Annotated in this window: 15 protein-coding genes; 12 read left to right on the top strand and 3 right to left on the bottom strand. The window is 67.2% G+C overall.

Features of this window, described 5'->3' with window-relative positions:
* The first annotated feature begins 94 nt into the window (after positions 1 to 94).
* The 9 genes from HNO51_RS10305 to HNO51_RS10265 all read left to right on the top strand — a co-directional run bounded on the left by HNO51_RS10305 (position 95) and on the right by HNO51_RS10265 (position 8,629).
* Positions 95 to 1,618, top strand: a complete 1,524-nt coding sequence (locus HNO51_RS10305; protein WP_197447277.1) for a 3-hydroxyacyl-CoA dehydrogenase — start codon at positions 95 to 97, stop codon at positions 1,616 to 1,618.
* A gap of 20 nt (positions 1,619 to 1,638) precedes the next feature.
* Positions 1,639 to 2,847 (top strand): 3-oxoadipyl-CoA thiolase, encoded by a 1,209-nt coding sequence (locus HNO51_RS10300; protein ID WP_197447276.1) that lies wholly within the window; start codon positions 1,639 to 1,641, stop codon positions 2,845 to 2,847.
* Between the two features lie 93 nt (positions 2,848 to 2,940).
* On the top strand, positions 2,941 to 3,756 hold the full coding sequence (locus tag HNO51_RS10295) for an IclR family transcriptional regulator (protein ID WP_197447275.1): 816 nt from the start codon (positions 2,941 to 2,943) through the stop codon (positions 3,754 to 3,756).
* Between the two features lie 228 nt (positions 3,757 to 3,984).
* On the top strand, positions 3,985 to 5,106 hold the full coding sequence (locus HNO51_RS10290) for an MlaE family ABC transporter permease (RefSeq protein ID WP_197447274.1): 1,122 nt from the start codon (positions 3,985 to 3,987) through the stop codon (positions 5,104 to 5,106).
* On the top strand, positions 5,103 to 5,909 hold the full coding sequence (locus HNO51_RS10285; protein ID WP_242597245.1) for an ABC transporter ATP-binding protein: 807 nt from the start codon (positions 5,103 to 5,105) through the stop codon (positions 5,907 to 5,909). The genes HNO51_RS10290 and HNO51_RS10285 overlap by 4 nt, the downstream gene beginning before the upstream one ends.
* On the top strand, positions 5,909 to 6,847 hold the full coding sequence (locus HNO51_RS10280; RefSeq protein WP_197447273.1) for an MlaD family protein: 939 nt from the start codon (positions 5,909 to 5,911) through the stop codon (positions 6,845 to 6,847). The genes HNO51_RS10285 and HNO51_RS10280 overlap by 1 nt, the downstream gene beginning before the upstream one ends.
* Positions 6,844 to 7,455: an ABC-type transport auxiliary lipoprotein family protein gene (locus HNO51_RS10275; RefSeq protein WP_197447272.1), complete on the top strand. Its 612-nt coding sequence runs from the start codon at positions 6,844 to 6,846 to the stop codon at positions 7,453 to 7,455. Before HNO51_RS10280 ends, HNO51_RS10275 begins: the two co-directional genes overlap by 4 nt.
* Positions 7,456 to 7,566: 111 nt before the next feature.
* Entirely contained in the window at positions 7,567 to 8,256 is a 690-nt protein-coding gene (csiR, locus tag HNO51_RS10270) for a DNA-binding transcriptional regulator CsiR (protein WP_197451001.1), read from the top strand.
* Positions 8,257 to 8,407: 151 nt separating this feature from the next.
* Positions 8,408 to 8,629, top strand: coding sequence for a hypothetical protein (locus tag HNO51_RS10265; protein ID WP_197447271.1), 222 nt, complete (start codon positions 8,408 to 8,410; stop codon positions 8,627 to 8,629).
* A gap of 24 nt (positions 8,630 to 8,653) precedes the next feature.
* On the opposite strand, the gene HNO51_RS10260 is transcribed toward HNO51_RS10265, so the two are convergent.
* Genes HNO51_RS10260 through HNO51_RS10250 form a run of 3 tightly spaced genes read right to left on the bottom strand, consistent with a single transcriptional unit; the run spans position 8,654 to position 11,048 of the window.
* A complete protein-coding gene (locus HNO51_RS10260; RefSeq protein WP_209539136.1) occupies positions 8,654 to 9,592 on the bottom strand; it encodes a 5-oxoprolinase subunit C family protein in 939 nt (312 codons plus the stop codon).
* Positions 9,589 to 10,293, bottom strand: a complete 705-nt coding sequence (pxpB, locus tag HNO51_RS10255) for a 5-oxoprolinase subunit PxpB (protein ID WP_209539210.1) — start codon at positions 10,291 to 10,293, stop codon at positions 9,589 to 9,591. The genes HNO51_RS10260 and pxpB overlap by 4 nt, the downstream gene beginning before the upstream one ends.
* Positions 10,294 to 10,295: 2 nt before the next feature.
* A complete protein-coding gene (locus HNO51_RS10250; RefSeq protein WP_197447269.1) occupies positions 10,296 to 11,048 on the bottom strand; it encodes a 5-oxoprolinase subunit PxpA in 753 nt (250 codons plus the stop codon).
* 206 nt (positions 11,049 to 11,254) lie between these two features.
* Between HNO51_RS10250 and HNO51_RS10245 the strand changes: the two genes are divergently transcribed.
* Genes HNO51_RS10245 through HNO51_RS10235 form a run of 3 tightly spaced genes read left to right on the top strand, consistent with a single transcriptional unit; the run spans position 11,255 to position 13,698 of the window.
* Positions 11,255 to 11,692, top strand: a complete 438-nt coding sequence (locus tag HNO51_RS10245; RefSeq protein WP_209539135.1) for a VOC family protein — start codon at positions 11,255 to 11,257, stop codon at positions 11,690 to 11,692.
* An 11-nt stretch (positions 11,693 to 11,703) separates the two neighbouring features.
* Complete coding sequence (locus HNO51_RS10240; RefSeq protein WP_209539134.1) at positions 11,704 to 12,681, top strand: LysR family transcriptional regulator; 978 nt, start codon at positions 11,704 to 11,706, stop codon at positions 12,679 to 12,681.
* A gap of 33 nt (positions 12,682 to 12,714) precedes the next feature.
* Positions 12,715 to 13,698 (top strand): TRAP transporter substrate-binding protein, encoded by a 984-nt coding sequence (locus HNO51_RS10235; RefSeq protein ID WP_197447266.1) that lies wholly within the window; start codon positions 12,715 to 12,717, stop codon positions 13,696 to 13,698.
* Positions 13,699 to 13,726: the final 28 nt, after the last annotated feature.

Below are 13,726 nucleotides of genomic sequence, written 5' to 3'. Positions count from 1 at the left end.
AGTTGTCAGGCAATGTTGCATAGCCTAGGATGGCAGTCAATATACGGAACAGCATTCCGCCAAGCGAAATAAAAGTGATAAAGAGGATAGACTCATGCCGAACGACACGCCAACCCCCTCTCTCCAGACGCTGGGTATCGTCGGTACCGGTGCCATGGGGCGTGGCATTGCCCAGATCGCCGCCCAGGCCGGACTGACCGTCTATCTCCACGATCTGCGCGAAGGCGCCGTCAGTGAGGCGCGGGATTTCATCGGCGGCATGTGGTCGCGCGGCGTGCAGAAACAGCGTCTCAGCGAAACCGAGGCCGAGCGCTATCGGGCCAGCCTGAGAGAAGCGGCGACACTGGACGACCTGGCCGGCTGCGACATCGTGGTAGAGGCCATCGTCGAGAAGCTCGACGCCAAGCAGGCGCTGTTCGCCGAGCTCGAGGGCATCCTGAGCGACCAGGCGGTACTGGCCACCAACACCTCGTCGCTGTCGGTGACCGCCATTGCGTCGTCCTGCCGTCGGCCCGAGCGCGTCATCGGCTTTCACTTCTTCAATCCGGTACCGCTGATGAAGATCGTCGAGGTCATCCCCGGGCTGCGCACCGACGCCGAAGTGACCGAACGGGTCGAGGCGCTGGGCCAGGCCATGGGACACTTCACCGCCCGGGCCACCGACACCCCGGGTTTCCTGGTCAACCACGCCGGACGCGCCTTCGGCACCGAGGCGCTGCGCATCCTTGGCGAGAGCGTCACCGACCACGCCACCATCGACCGCATCCTGGTGGACCAGGGCGGCTTCCGCATGGGGCCGTTCACCCTGCTCGATCTTACCGGGCTCGACGTCTCCCACGCGGTGATGGAATCGATCTACCACCAGTACTACGAAGAGCCGCGCTTCCGCCCCTCGCCGCTGACCCGCCAGCGGCTGACGGCCGGCCTGCTCGGGCGCAAGAGCGGCGAAGGTTTCTACCGCTACGTGGAAGGCAAGCCACAGCTGCCCGATGAGCCGCCGCTGCCCCAGGCCGCGCCACGTCCGGTATGGATCGGCGCCGAGGACGACGAGGCCCGCCGGCAGCTCAGCGAGCTGATAAACGAAGCGGGTTGGCCGCTGGAGAGCGGCGAGACACCCTCGGCCGAGGCGCTCTGCCTGGTCGCCCCGCTGGGCGAGGATGCCACTGCCTGCTCCCTACGCCTGGGCCTGCCCGCAGAACGCTGCGTGGCCGTGGATCTGCTGGCCGGCCTCGATCGTCGCCGCACCCTGATGACCACGCCGGCCACCCAGACGGATTACCGCAATGCCGCGATGGCCCTGCTGGGCCACGACGGCACCGCGGTCAGCGCCATCGGCGACAGCAACGGCTTCGTGCTGCAGCGGGTGGTGGCATGCATCGTCAACGTGGGCAGCGAGATCGCCCAGCAGGGCGTGGCCGAACCGCCCACCATCGATCGTGCCGTGGAGCTAGGCCTGGGCTACCCCCATGGACCTCTCGCCATGGGCGACCATTACGGCAGCCGCCGCATCCTCACCATCCTCGACAACCTGCTGGCCGCCACCGGCGATCCGCGCTACCGCGCCAGCCCGTGGCTGCGCCGTCGCGCCACCCTTGGCCTACCGCTGACCGCGGCCTGATGCCTCAAAGGAGCTTTGCCATGCAAGACGCCTATATCTTCGACGGGCTGCGCACGCCCTTCGGCCGCCATGGCGGCAGCCTCGCCGCGGTGCGCCCCGACGACCTGCTCGGCCTGGTGCTCAAGGCGCTGGTCGAGCGCAACGCCTTCGCCGCCGAGGCTTATGAGGAGGTACTCGCCGGCTGCACCAACCAGGCCGGTGAAGACTCGCGCAACGTGGCGCGCCACGCGGGGCTGCTGGCCGGGTTGCCGGTCGAGGTGGCGGCGCAGACGGTCAACCGGCTGTGCGGCAGCGGTCTCGCCGCGGTGATCGACGCGGCCCGCGCCACCCGCCTCGGTGAAGGCGAGCTGTTCCTGGCCGGGGGCGTGGAGTCGATGTCCCGTGCGCCCTACGTGCTGGGCAAGGCGGAGTCGCCCTTCGCCCGCAACCAGCCGCTGTACGACACCGTGATCGGCTCGCGTTTCCCCAATCCCTGGATCGCCCGCGAGTACGGCAGCCACAGCATGCCGGAGACCGCCGACAACGTGGCCCACGACCTCGACATCGGCCGCGAGGCGAGCGACGCCTTCGCCGCCCGCTCACAGGCACGCTACGCCAAGGCCCAGGCCGGTGGTTTCTACGACGCCGAGCTGCTCGCCGTCGAGGTGCCCCAAGGGCGCAAGCAGCCGCCGCTGACGGTGGACCGCGACGAGCATCCTCGCCCGGGTACCGACGCCGACAAGCTGGCGCGGCTGGGGCCGCTGTTCGAAGGCGGCGTGGTCACCGCGGGCAACGCTTCGGGCCTCAACGACGGCGCCGCGGCGCTGATCGTCGGCAGCCTGGCCGCCGGGGAGCGCGCCGGCGTCGCCCCGCGGGCGCGTATCGTCGCCAGCGCCGTGGCCGGAGTGCCTCCCAGGGTGATGGGCCTGGGGCCGGTGCCGGCCAGCCATAAGGCGCTGGCGCGGGCCGGCCTCTCCCTCGAGCAGATGGACGTGATCGAGATCAACGAGGCGTTCGCCGTGCAGGTGCTGGGCTGTATCAAGCAGTTGGGCATCGCCGCCGAGGACGAGCGCCTCAATGCCAACGGCGGCGCCATCGCCATCGGCCATCCGCTGGGTGCCTCCGGCGCGCGGCTGGCGCTGACGGCACTGCGACAGCTGGAGGCCAAGGGCGGCCGCTACGCCCTGGTCACCATGTGCATCGGGGTCGGCCAGGGCATCGCCTGCATCCTCGAGCGCCTGGACGCCTGACGGCAGCGTTGCCCGGGCCGGCGTCGCCAACGGACCCGGCCCGGGGCGATATGCGATACTCCGCCGCAACGATCTCGTGACAGGGAACCCGCCATGAACAAGCCTGCACCGCTCGATGACGACCAGACCGCACCGGCCAAGGATCGCAACTTCGTCACCGCCCTCGCCCGCGGCCTGGAGCTGCTACGCGCCTTCGGCACCGGCGAGGAGTACCTGGGCAACGCCGAGCTCTCCAGCCGTACCGGCATACCGCGACCGACGGTCTCACGCCTGACCTACACCCTGACCCAGCTCGGCTACCTGCGCCACAACACCCGGCTGGAGAAGTACCGCCTGGGGCCCGGCATCCTGGCGCTGGGCTACCGCTTCCTGGCCAGCCAGGGAATTCGCGAGATCGCCCGCCCCTTCATGCAGCAGTTCGCCGAGGCCACGGACTGCAACGTCAGCCTGGGAGCGGCCGACAAGACCGACATGGTCTACATCGAGAGCTGCCACGGCAGTGGCCCGCTGATCGTGCGACTCGACGTGGGCTCGCGGCTGCCGATGGCGACCACGGCGATCGGCCGCGCCTGGCTCTGCGGCCTGCCGGAAGCGCGCCGCGAGGCGATCCTGGCGGAACTCGCCAGGGAGCACGGCAGCGATTGGCCCACGCTGGAAAAGGGCATCAGACGCAGCCAGGAGGAGTATGCCCGCTACGGCTTCTGCCTTTCGGAAGGCGACTGGCAGTCGCAGATCAGCGCCGTCGCCACGCCGCTGATCCTCGAGGACGGTGCCGAAGTGATGGCGATCAACTGCGGCGGTGCCGCCCATCGCCTGAGTCATTCGATCATGGTCGACAACCTGGGGCCGCGACTCAAGGAAGTGGCCAGGCGCATCCTCGGTGAATTGCAGCACGGCAATGCCAGGTAGGCCGCCGCTCGCTGTCGCCTAACGGTGTATGACGATATAGTGATGGCGAGCCTATGGAAGCACTGAATAAATTGGCGAGCGAGATGTAGCGCAAGGCGCACGGAGCGCAGGAACCGGAGCATATGGGGTATATGTGAGGATTCCGAGCACCGCGCAACGCAGCGATGCGCTCGCGCAGGCATTTATGCAGTGTTTCCACCATTTTCAGGGAGAGATGGACCACTCGCCATGCCCGACCCCGTTTCCCGTCCCGGCAGGCTGGAGCAGGATGCCCATCGTCTGAGAGCCGTCGGCGACTGGACGCTGCCGCACTATGCCAGGCTGCGTGACGCCGTGGCCAGGGTCCACGAGGCCGAGTCGGTCGATCTGGAGCGCCTCGGCGAGCTCGACACCTCCGGTGCCGCCCTGCTGGTCGACCTGCTGGGCCCCGATACCGTACGCGACGTCGCCCAGTGGGCACCGAACCTGGCGGCCGAGCGCCAGGCGCTGCTGAGAGCGGTGGCCGACGCCTCCCGCACTCCCTTGTTCGCGCCGCCCGGGCCTGACAGAGGCCTGTTGGCAGCCTTGGCCGCACTGGGGCAAATCGTCGAGCACCTCGCCCGCCAGCAGTTGCAGCTCATCGCCTTCATCGGCCTGACGCTCAGCACGCTGTTGGCCACGCTGGTCACCCCCTGGCGCTGGCGAATCACCTCGCTGGTGGCGCATGTCCAGCAGACCGGCCTCAACGCCATTCCCATCGTCGCCCTGCTTACCTTTCTCGTCGGTGCGGTGGTGGCGTTCCTTGGCGCCACGGTGCTGCGCGACTTCGGTGCCACCATCTACACGGTCAATCTGGTGACCTACTCCTTCCTGCGCGAATTCGGCGTGCTGCTCGCGGCCATCCTGCTGGCGGGCCGCACGGCCAGCGCCTTCACCGCCCAGATCGGCTCGATGAAGGCCAACGAGGAGATCGACGCGCTGCGCGCCCAGGGGCTCGATCCCATCGAGCTTCTGGTATTGCCACGAGTGCTGGCGATGACGATCAGCCTGCCGATCCTGGCCCTGGTCGGCATGCTCAGCGGCATGCTGGGCGGCGCCCTGGTATGCGCCCTGGCGCTCGACATTTCTCCCACGCAGTTCCTCGCCATCCTGCAGCGCGACATCCCGCTACGGCACTTCCTGGTCGGCATGGTCAAGGCCCCGCTGTTCGCCTTCCTCGTCGCCGTGATCGGCTGCCTGGAAGGCTTCAAGGCCAAGGCCAGCGCCCAGTCGGTGGGTGAACACACCACCTCCAGCGTGGTGCAGTCGATCTTCATGGTGATCCTGCTCGATGCGCTGGCCGCCCTGTTCTTCATGGAGATGGGCTGGTGAGGCAGAAGAGCGAGGCTATCGTCGAGATCCGTGGGCTGGTCAACCGCTTCGGGCAGCATGTGGTGCACGATGGCCTGGATCTGGACATTCGCCGCGGCGAGATCCTCGGCGTGGTGGGCGGCTCCGGCACCGGCAAGTCGGTACTGCTGCGCAGTATCGTCGGCCTCAAGCGGCCTGACGGCGGCGCCATCCGCGTCTTTGGCGAGGAACTGCAGCGTCTGCCTGCCGCCCGGCGGGCTCGGGTAGAGCGCCGCTTCGGCGTGCTGTTCCAGCGCGGCGCCCTGTTCTCCTCGCTCAATCTACAGGAAAACGTTGCCCTGCCGCTGATCGAACATGCCGGCCTGTCGCGCGCCGACGCCGAGCGCCTCGCCCGGGTCAAGCTGGCATTGGCCGGGCTGCCGCCAGACGCCGCACGCCTCAACCCGGCGGAGCTCTCCGGCGGCATGATCAAGCGCGCCGCACTCGCCCGCGCCCTGGCCCTCGACCCCGAAGTGCTGTTTCTCGACGAGCCTACCGCCGGCCTCGACCCGATCGGTGCCGCCGCCTTCGACCGCCTGCTCCTGACGCTGCGCGATGCCTTGGGCTTCAGCGTCTTTCTGGTCACGCACGATCTCGATACGCTGTACTCGAGCTGCGACCGAGTGGCCGTCATCGCCAACAAGCGCATCCTGGTCGCCGACTCGCTGCCAGTGGTGGAGGACACCGACGATCCCTGGATACGCGACTATTTCCACGGCCCAAGGGGCCGAGCCGCCAGCCAGGCGGCACGACACCATTCGTCATCCAACGGGGAGGAACGCTGATGGAGACCCGCGCGCACCATGTCGTGATCGGCCTGTTCGTCGTGCTGTCGGCCGTCGGCGGGGCCCTGTTTGCGCTGTGGCTCGACCAGAGCACGCGCGACCAGGCCTATACCCAATACGAGGTGCTCTTCCACCACGGCGTCAGCGGCCTCTCGGAGGGCAACGCCGTGGAGTACAGCGGCGTGCGGGTCGGCGACGTGGTCAGCCTTCGCCTTGACCCTGCCGATCCCCGCAACGTACTGGCGCTCATTCGCGTGGAGAGTCAGGTGCCGGTCCGCCAGGACACGCGCGCGCGGCTCGCCCTGGCCAATATTACCGGCAGCATGTCCATCCAGTTGCAGGGTGGGGCGCCGGAGAGTCCGCTGCTGGTCACCCGCGGCGACACGCCGCCGCGCATCACCGCCGACCAATCCCCACTCAGCGCCATGCTCAGCGACAGCGAGGAGCTGCTGGGCAACGTCAATCGCGTGCTGACGCGGCTGGAGGAGGTGCTGTCCGAGGAGAACGTGGCCAGCATCGAGCGGACGCTGGCCAACCTGGAGCGCACCACGGCGCAGTTCGCCGCCGTCGGCGACGCCCCGGGCCGACTGGCCGAGCGCATGCTGGAGGTCTCCGAGGAGGCCGCCCGGGCACTCGCCGACATTCGCGCCCTGGCCGGCCGCACCGGAGGCCTGGTACAGGGGCAGGCTGAGGAAGTGCTGGGCAATGCCCGCCAGATCACCGGTAGCCTGGCCCGTACGGCCCAGAGCCTGGAGTCCCTGCTGAGCGACAACCAGGGCGCACTGGAAAGCGGCCTGCGTGGGGTTCAGGGGCTGGGGCCGGCCACGCTCGAGCTGCGCAACACCCTCTCCTCGCTCAACCGTCTGGTCCGTCGTCTGGAGGAGAACCCTCGCGCCTTCCTGCTGGGGCGCGATCGCGTCGAGGAGTTCAGCCCATGACGCCCCGCCGGCTGAGCCAATCAGCGCTGGTGGCGATCGGCCTGTTGCTGGCCGGCTGCAACCTGGTGCCGGAGCAGACCCGGATCGCCCTGTATGAACTGCCATCGCACCGCCTCGAGCCGGCCCCGGGGGAGGCTACACGCGCGACCCTGCGCCTGGAGACGCCGCACACCAGCGGCCTGCTCGATGGATCGCGAATCCTCGTCGTCCCCCAGCCGCACCAGCCACGCGCCTACGAGGGGGCGCGCTGGGCCGACGACATGCCGCAGCTGATCCGCAATCACCTGCTCGACGCCTTTCAGGACGATGGCCGCATCGTCCACCTGGTGCCCGACGACAGCGCGGTGTCGGCCGACCTGGCGCTGCTCAGCGACCTGCGGGTCTTCCACGCCGAATATCGCGACGGCCTGCCCGAGGCCACGCTGCGCCTCGATGCCAGGCTGGTCGACACCCGCTCGCAGCGGCTTGTAGCCAGCCGACGCTTCGAGCAGCGGCAGCGGGCGGAGAGCGAAGCCATCCCCAGCGTGGTGGAGGCCTTCGGCAGGGTGGCGGACAGGCTGGCGCGCGAAATGGTCGACTGGACCGTCGAGCAAATGGAGCGTCGCTGATTCGTACCGCAGCCCCGAGGCAAATATAGATACTCGAGCAAAATATCGAGCAGTTACCCGCAACGCTCGCGATTGGTTATTATGCTCGGCAAAAGCAAGGAAAAAGCGATGATGACGATGGATACGCCACGCCAGAATCTCGGTATCAGCGCCTACAGCTGGCTCAAGCACGACATCATACGCGGCGTTTTCCAGCCGGGGGAGAAACTGCTGATGAGCCGGCTCAAGGAGCGCTACGGCCTGGGCATCGGCCCGCTGCGCGAGGCCCTGTCGCAGCTCGTCGCCGAACGCCTGGTCGTCGCCATCAGCCAGCGCGGTTATCGAGTCGCCCCCATGTCGCTGGCCGAACTCAACGATATCTACGATGCAAGAGCCCAACTCGAGGGGCTGATGCTCAAGCTTGCCATCGAGCGCGGCGACGATGCCTGGGAGGCCGAGATTCTAGCCAAGGCGCACACCCTCTCCAAGGTCATGGAAGTGAACTCCCCCGACGAGCTGCTCGACGTGTGGGATGCACGGCACAAGGCCTTTCATACGGCGATCGTGAGCGGCTGCCGCTCCCTCCACCTGCTGCAGGTGCGCGACAGCCTGTTCGACCAGGTCGAGCGCTACCGCCACCTGTGGCTGCGCGAGACGGTATTCTCCGAGGAAGCGCTGGAGCGCAAGCGCCAGGAGCATGCGGCGCTGGTCGAGGTGATCCTCGAGCGCCGCGCCGAGTGCGCTGCCGACATGATGCGCGAGCACCTGATGACGCCGGTGCCCATCATCACCGAGGTGATGACACGCCGCGGCCTGGCCTGAGGGTCGCGCCGCCATGACGCCCCCCCCCCCTGGCGTCACCAAGCTGTCATGCCGTGTCGCCAGAATGGGTGATGACACGCCGAGCGCATCGGCTTATGTTGAAAGTAAACCAATGAGCCGGCCCGGTGACGCAGGGCCAAGGGGGGGAGTGATGCCACATCTGCTACGGTTTTCCCGCGACGTCGAGTCTCGCCTCGAGCGACTCGCCCAGCGTACCGGCAAGAGCAAGGGGGAGCTGATCGAGAGCTGCCTTGCCGTGGGTATGCACGACCTCGAGGCCCAGTACCTGCTGGAAGAGGCCGTCAGCGCCCCGCTGCCGAACCAGCGCCCGGCGCTCGACCAGTTGCTGCGCGAGAGCGGGCTGGGCGCCTGAGCGTCCCGGTTCAACGCCAACGGCTCAGCGGAACGCCTCCAGGCAACGGCGGTAGGAAACCAACGCCCATTCACGGGAGGTTGCCACCAAGCCGACCTCCTTTCCCGGAAGGCACTGCGCCAGGCGTGCCGACGCCAGCGGCGTCAGCGCCCCCAGGCGTGGATAGCCGCCTATGGTCTGGCGATCGTTGAGCAGCACGATGGGTTGACCGTCCGGCGGTACCTGTACCGCTCCCAGCGGAATGCCCTCGGAAATCATGCTCCCCAGCCGGCAGTGCAGCTCAGGTCCCAGCAATCGAATGCCCATGCGGTCGGCACGAGTATCGATGCGCCAGGTCGCGTTGAACGCATGGTAAAGGCTCGCACCGGTGAAATGGCCGACCTGCGCACCGGGCACCAGCGCCAGCCGATTGCCACGCAGCGTGATCCCCTGGGCCGGGTCGAACGGCAGGCGACGCACCCTGGCCTGCTGCGGATTCCATGCCAGCCGGTCGCCGCCAGACAGCGCACTGCCGTCACCGCGATGCCCGCCCAGTTGCTCCCGCGGCGTGGCGCTGCGACTCCCCAGCACGACCGGCGTCGCCAGTCCGCCTGGCACGGCCAGGTAGGCACGTAGGCCATCGCGGGGCTGGTGGAAGCTCAGCCGCTGACCGGCCGAGACCGGAAAGGCCGTGCCGGGGGCAAGCGGCCGGTCGTCGAGTCGCGCATCGAGGTCGGCGCCCGCCAATGCCAGGGTGGCATCCTGTTCTACCTCCAGCATCAGGCCGCCGCCGAGCACGATCTCCAGCGCCGCGGCCTCCAACGCGTTGCCAAGCAGCCAATTGGCCCAGCGAAACGAGACCCAGTCGGCGGCCCCCCCCTGGGTTACGCCCAGGTGGCGTACGCCGAAGCGGCCGCCATCCACCACGAGCGCCAGGGGGCCCGCCTTCTCGACGCGCAGCAGCGCACGACTTTCATCACTCACGGGGCGGCCTCCAGCGGTGTGGCATCGCCACCTTGACGTTCGAATTCAGCGCGGGAAACCGCCCTGAAACGCACCCGATCCCCCGGGAGCAGCAGCGGATCGCCGCGCCGCGCATGCTCGAACAGGGGCACGGCGGTGCGCCCCACGATGTTCCAGCCGCCCGGCGACAGCAGCGGATAGATCGCGGTCTGTCGATCGGCGATGCCCACGCTGCCGGCCGCCACCCGTCGGCGCGGGGTCTTCAGCCGCGGCGTGGCCAGGGCCTCCTCGACCATTCCCATGAAGCCGTAGCCTGGGGCGAAGCCAAGAGCGAAGACGTGATAGTCACGGCCACAGTGGCGCTGTACCACCTCCTCGATCGACAGCCCGCCGTGCTCGGCCACCCGCGCCAGCTCGGGCCCGACACTCGGGTCGTACCAGACCGCAATCTCGTGGCGCCGCCCCAGCCCGGCGTCAGCCGGTTCCAGGCGAGAAAGCACGGCCTCGATTCGCGCCAGTGCCTCGTCATGGGTCAGGCGCAGGCAATCGTAGTGCAGCATCAGCGTGGTGTAGGAAGGCACCAGGTCGATCAGGGTATCGCCGAAGGCATCGCGCAACGCCCGGTCGGCGGCCAAGAGCCACGCCATGTTCGCCTCGTCGATAGTGTCGAACAGGCGCACCATGAGCACGTCCATGGCCGTCAGTTCGATGCGCGTCTGCAGCGTCATGCCGATGCAAGCTCCCGGAAGGCCTCGCGGATCGCCCGTACCGCCGCCACCGACTCGGGGTTGTCGCCGTGCACGCAGAGCGTGTCACAGGGCAGCTTGAGCAGGGTGCCGTCGCTGGCCTCGAGCGGCTCGCCGCGGGCCAGGCTGACGGCCTGGGCCACGATGGTCGCCTGGTCGTGATGCACCGCTCCCGGCAGGCGGCGGGAGACCAGGTGTCCGTTGGCGTCATAGGCCCGGTCGGCGAAGGTCTCGAACCAGATCGCCACGTCCAGCTCTGCCGCGAGGCGCCGGCTCGGCTCCGGATCGGCCGTGGCCATCAGCATCAGCGGCAGGTTGGGGTCGAAGCTGCGCACCGCTCGCATCACCGCACGCAGCAGATCGGCGTCGCGTGCCATGTCGTTGTACAGCGCGCCATGCGGCTTGACGTAGCTGATACCCGTGCCCTCCGCCTGGCAGATGCCCGACAGCGCGCCGATCTGATACAGCACCAAGTCCTCGACCTCCTCGGGGGAACAGGCCATGGAGCGGCGTCCGAAACCCATCAGGTCGGGATAGGCCGGGTGAGCCCCGATCCTGACGCCATGCTCCACCGCGAGCCGCACCGTGCGGCGCATCACATGAGGGTCCGATGCATGAAAGCCGCAGGCGATGTTGGCGCAATCGACATGGGGCATCACGTCGCTGTCCAGCCCCAGTGAATAATTGCCGAAGCTCTCACCCATATCGCAATTGAGCAGCGGAACGAACATGATGCCTCCTGAACGTCGATGGCGATTGTTGTAGTGAATTTCACTATATTGATGGGGAGTTTTCATCGCCAATCGTTTTTTACGATACTCAATATCGGCATCACCTATCATATTGTTATTCAGAAGGAAAATGGTTGACGATACCTCTCTTGCGGATTATCAATGAAAAAGCGAGACCCTATAACTTCAACAAGAGGAGTCCCCTCATGGCGGTAAAAGATCCCTTCCATTTAGCCGTCCAAGTGCGTGATATCGACGAGGCGCGGCGCTTCTACGGCGATTTCCTCGGCTGCCCCGAGGGCCGTTCGTCGCAGAGCTGGGTCGATTTCGATCTCTACGGCCATCAGTTCGTCTGCCATCTCAACCCAGCGCTCCAGGACAGCCCGGTATCCAGCCACAAGAACCCAGTCGATGGCCACGGCGTACCGGTGCCGCATTTCGGCGTCGTGCTGGAAATGGAAGCCTGGGAAGCACTGGCACAGAAGCTGCGCGAGCACGGCGTGGCATTCGAGATCGAACCCTATATCCGCTTCAAGGGCGAGCCCGGCGAACAGGCCACCATGTTCTTCTACGATCCTTCCGGCAATGCCCTGGAGTTCAAGGCGTTCAAGAATCGCGAAGAACAGCTGTTCAAGAAAGCCTGAGCGGTTCCGGCATGCTCGATTTCAAAGAGTTGGAAGCGTTCGTCTGGGCAGTCAGGCTGGGATCCTTCCGTAAGGCCGCGGATCGCCTGCACCTGACCCAGCCCTCGGTCTCCGAGCGGATCCTGCGGCTCGAGACGACCGTCGGCGAAACGCTGCTGGAGCGCTCGGCCAGGCCCATTCAGCCCACCATGCGCGGCCGTGAATTCTTCGTGCATGCCGAGGGTCTGCTGCGACAACGGGACGAGGCCCTGAGGCTGTTCGACGACAAGGAAACCTTCTCCGCCCCGCTGCGCCTCGGCGCCATCGAGACCATCGCGCACAGCTGGCTCACCGAGTTCATGCGCGGCCTGACGCAGCGCTATCCGCAACTCACCATCGAGCTCAGCGTCGATTATTCGCCGGCGCTCAACCAGCGGCTGGCCAGGAACGAACTCGACATCCTGCTGGCCATGAACGGCTATCTCGATCCCGAGCGCATCGACCAGGTTTCACTGAGCCCCTACGAGATGGGCATGTTCGTCTCGCCTGACCATGTCGAGCTGCTGGCCGGCTGCAGCGACGACTGGCTCACCTGTCTGCCCTTCATCTCCTTCGGCAGGAAGGCCCGACCGTACGAGGAGCTGCTGGCTTACCTGGCCATGCAGGGAGTGGCATCGCCGCGCATCCATAGCGTGAGCACCTTGATGACCATCGCGCGCATGACCATGGAGGGGCTGGGGATCGGCGCCCTGCCTGTTGCCACCGTGCTCGACGAGTGGCGCAGCGGCAAGCTGTACCGCATCGAGCTGCCCCTGCCGCTGCCGGACATGCACTACGACGTGATCTGGCGCAGCGCCAACCACCCGCGCTTCTGTCGCAGCGTCGGGCTGTTGGCACAGCAGTGCGCCCAGCGCTATGCGCAGTCGCGCGTCGACGACATGGCACACAGCGATTTTTCCGGCCGTTGGGTGCGGCCGAAACGTCCCACCACACACCCACTGGCAACATGACAACAACCTGGTGATCCAACAAGAGAGAAAACCATGAACAAGCTTCTGTCCCGCTCCGTGCTGCTCGCGACCGCCTGCGGTATTTCCGCCGCCGCCGGCGCCGCCGAATGGACCATGGCTACGCCCTATGGCGATGCCAGCTTTCACACCAAGAACGTGAAACAGTTCGCCGAGGACGTGGCAGAAGCCACCGGCGGCGAGCTGACCATCAACGTTCACAGCGGCGGCTCGCTGGTCGCCCATGGCGAGATCAAGTCGTCGGTACGCCGCGGCACCATCGAGGCCGGCGAGGTCTTTCTCTCGACCCTTTCCAACGAGGATCCGATCTTCGAGGTCGACACCCTGCCGGGCGTGGCCGGCAGCTACGAGGAAGCCTTCGCGCTGTGGCAGGCGACCAAGCCGGTCATCACCGAACTGTTCGCCAACCAGGGGCTGATGCCGCTCTACGCCGTCGCCTGGCCGGCCCAGGGCATCTACACCGATTTCGAGCTCGACGACCCGGAGCGCTTCGAAGGCCTGCGCGTGCGTGCGCCGAACATCAATACCCAGCGCTTCGTCGACTATCTCGGCGGCAGCCCCACCGAGACCGAGGAGTCGGACATCCCCACCGCCTTCAGCACCGGCCGCGTGGACGCCATGATCACCTCCAGCTCCACCGGCAATGCGATGACGGCGTGGGATTACGTCTCGCATTACACCGATGCCAACCTGTGGCTGCCCAAGAATATCGTCTTCATCAGCCAGCGCGCCTTCGATCGCCTCGACGAAGCGACCCAGGAGGGGCTGCTGGAGGCGGCGGCCCGGGCCGAGGAGCGCGGCTGGCAGATGAGCCGCGACGACAACCAGGCGAGCCTCGAGGCGCTGCAGGAGAACGGCATCACCGTCTCGACGCCGAACGACGACGTGGCCGCCGCCCTCCAGGCCGCCGGCGACCAGCTGTTCTCCGCCTGGCAGGAGCGTGCCGACGAGCAGGCCCAGCAGGTGCTCGAAGAGTACCAGCAGCAGCGCGGCAACTGAGCGAACGCCTTCATCCCCCGGCGTGGCG

It is taken from the genome of Billgrantia sulfidoxydans (assembly GCF_017868775.1).
Lineage (GTDB): Bacteria > Pseudomonadota > Gammaproteobacteria > Pseudomonadales > Halomonadaceae > Halomonas > Halomonas sulfidoxydans.
The sequence above is the reverse complement of the archived record's forward strand: the minus strand, read 5'-3'. Positions and strand labels throughout refer to the sequence as shown.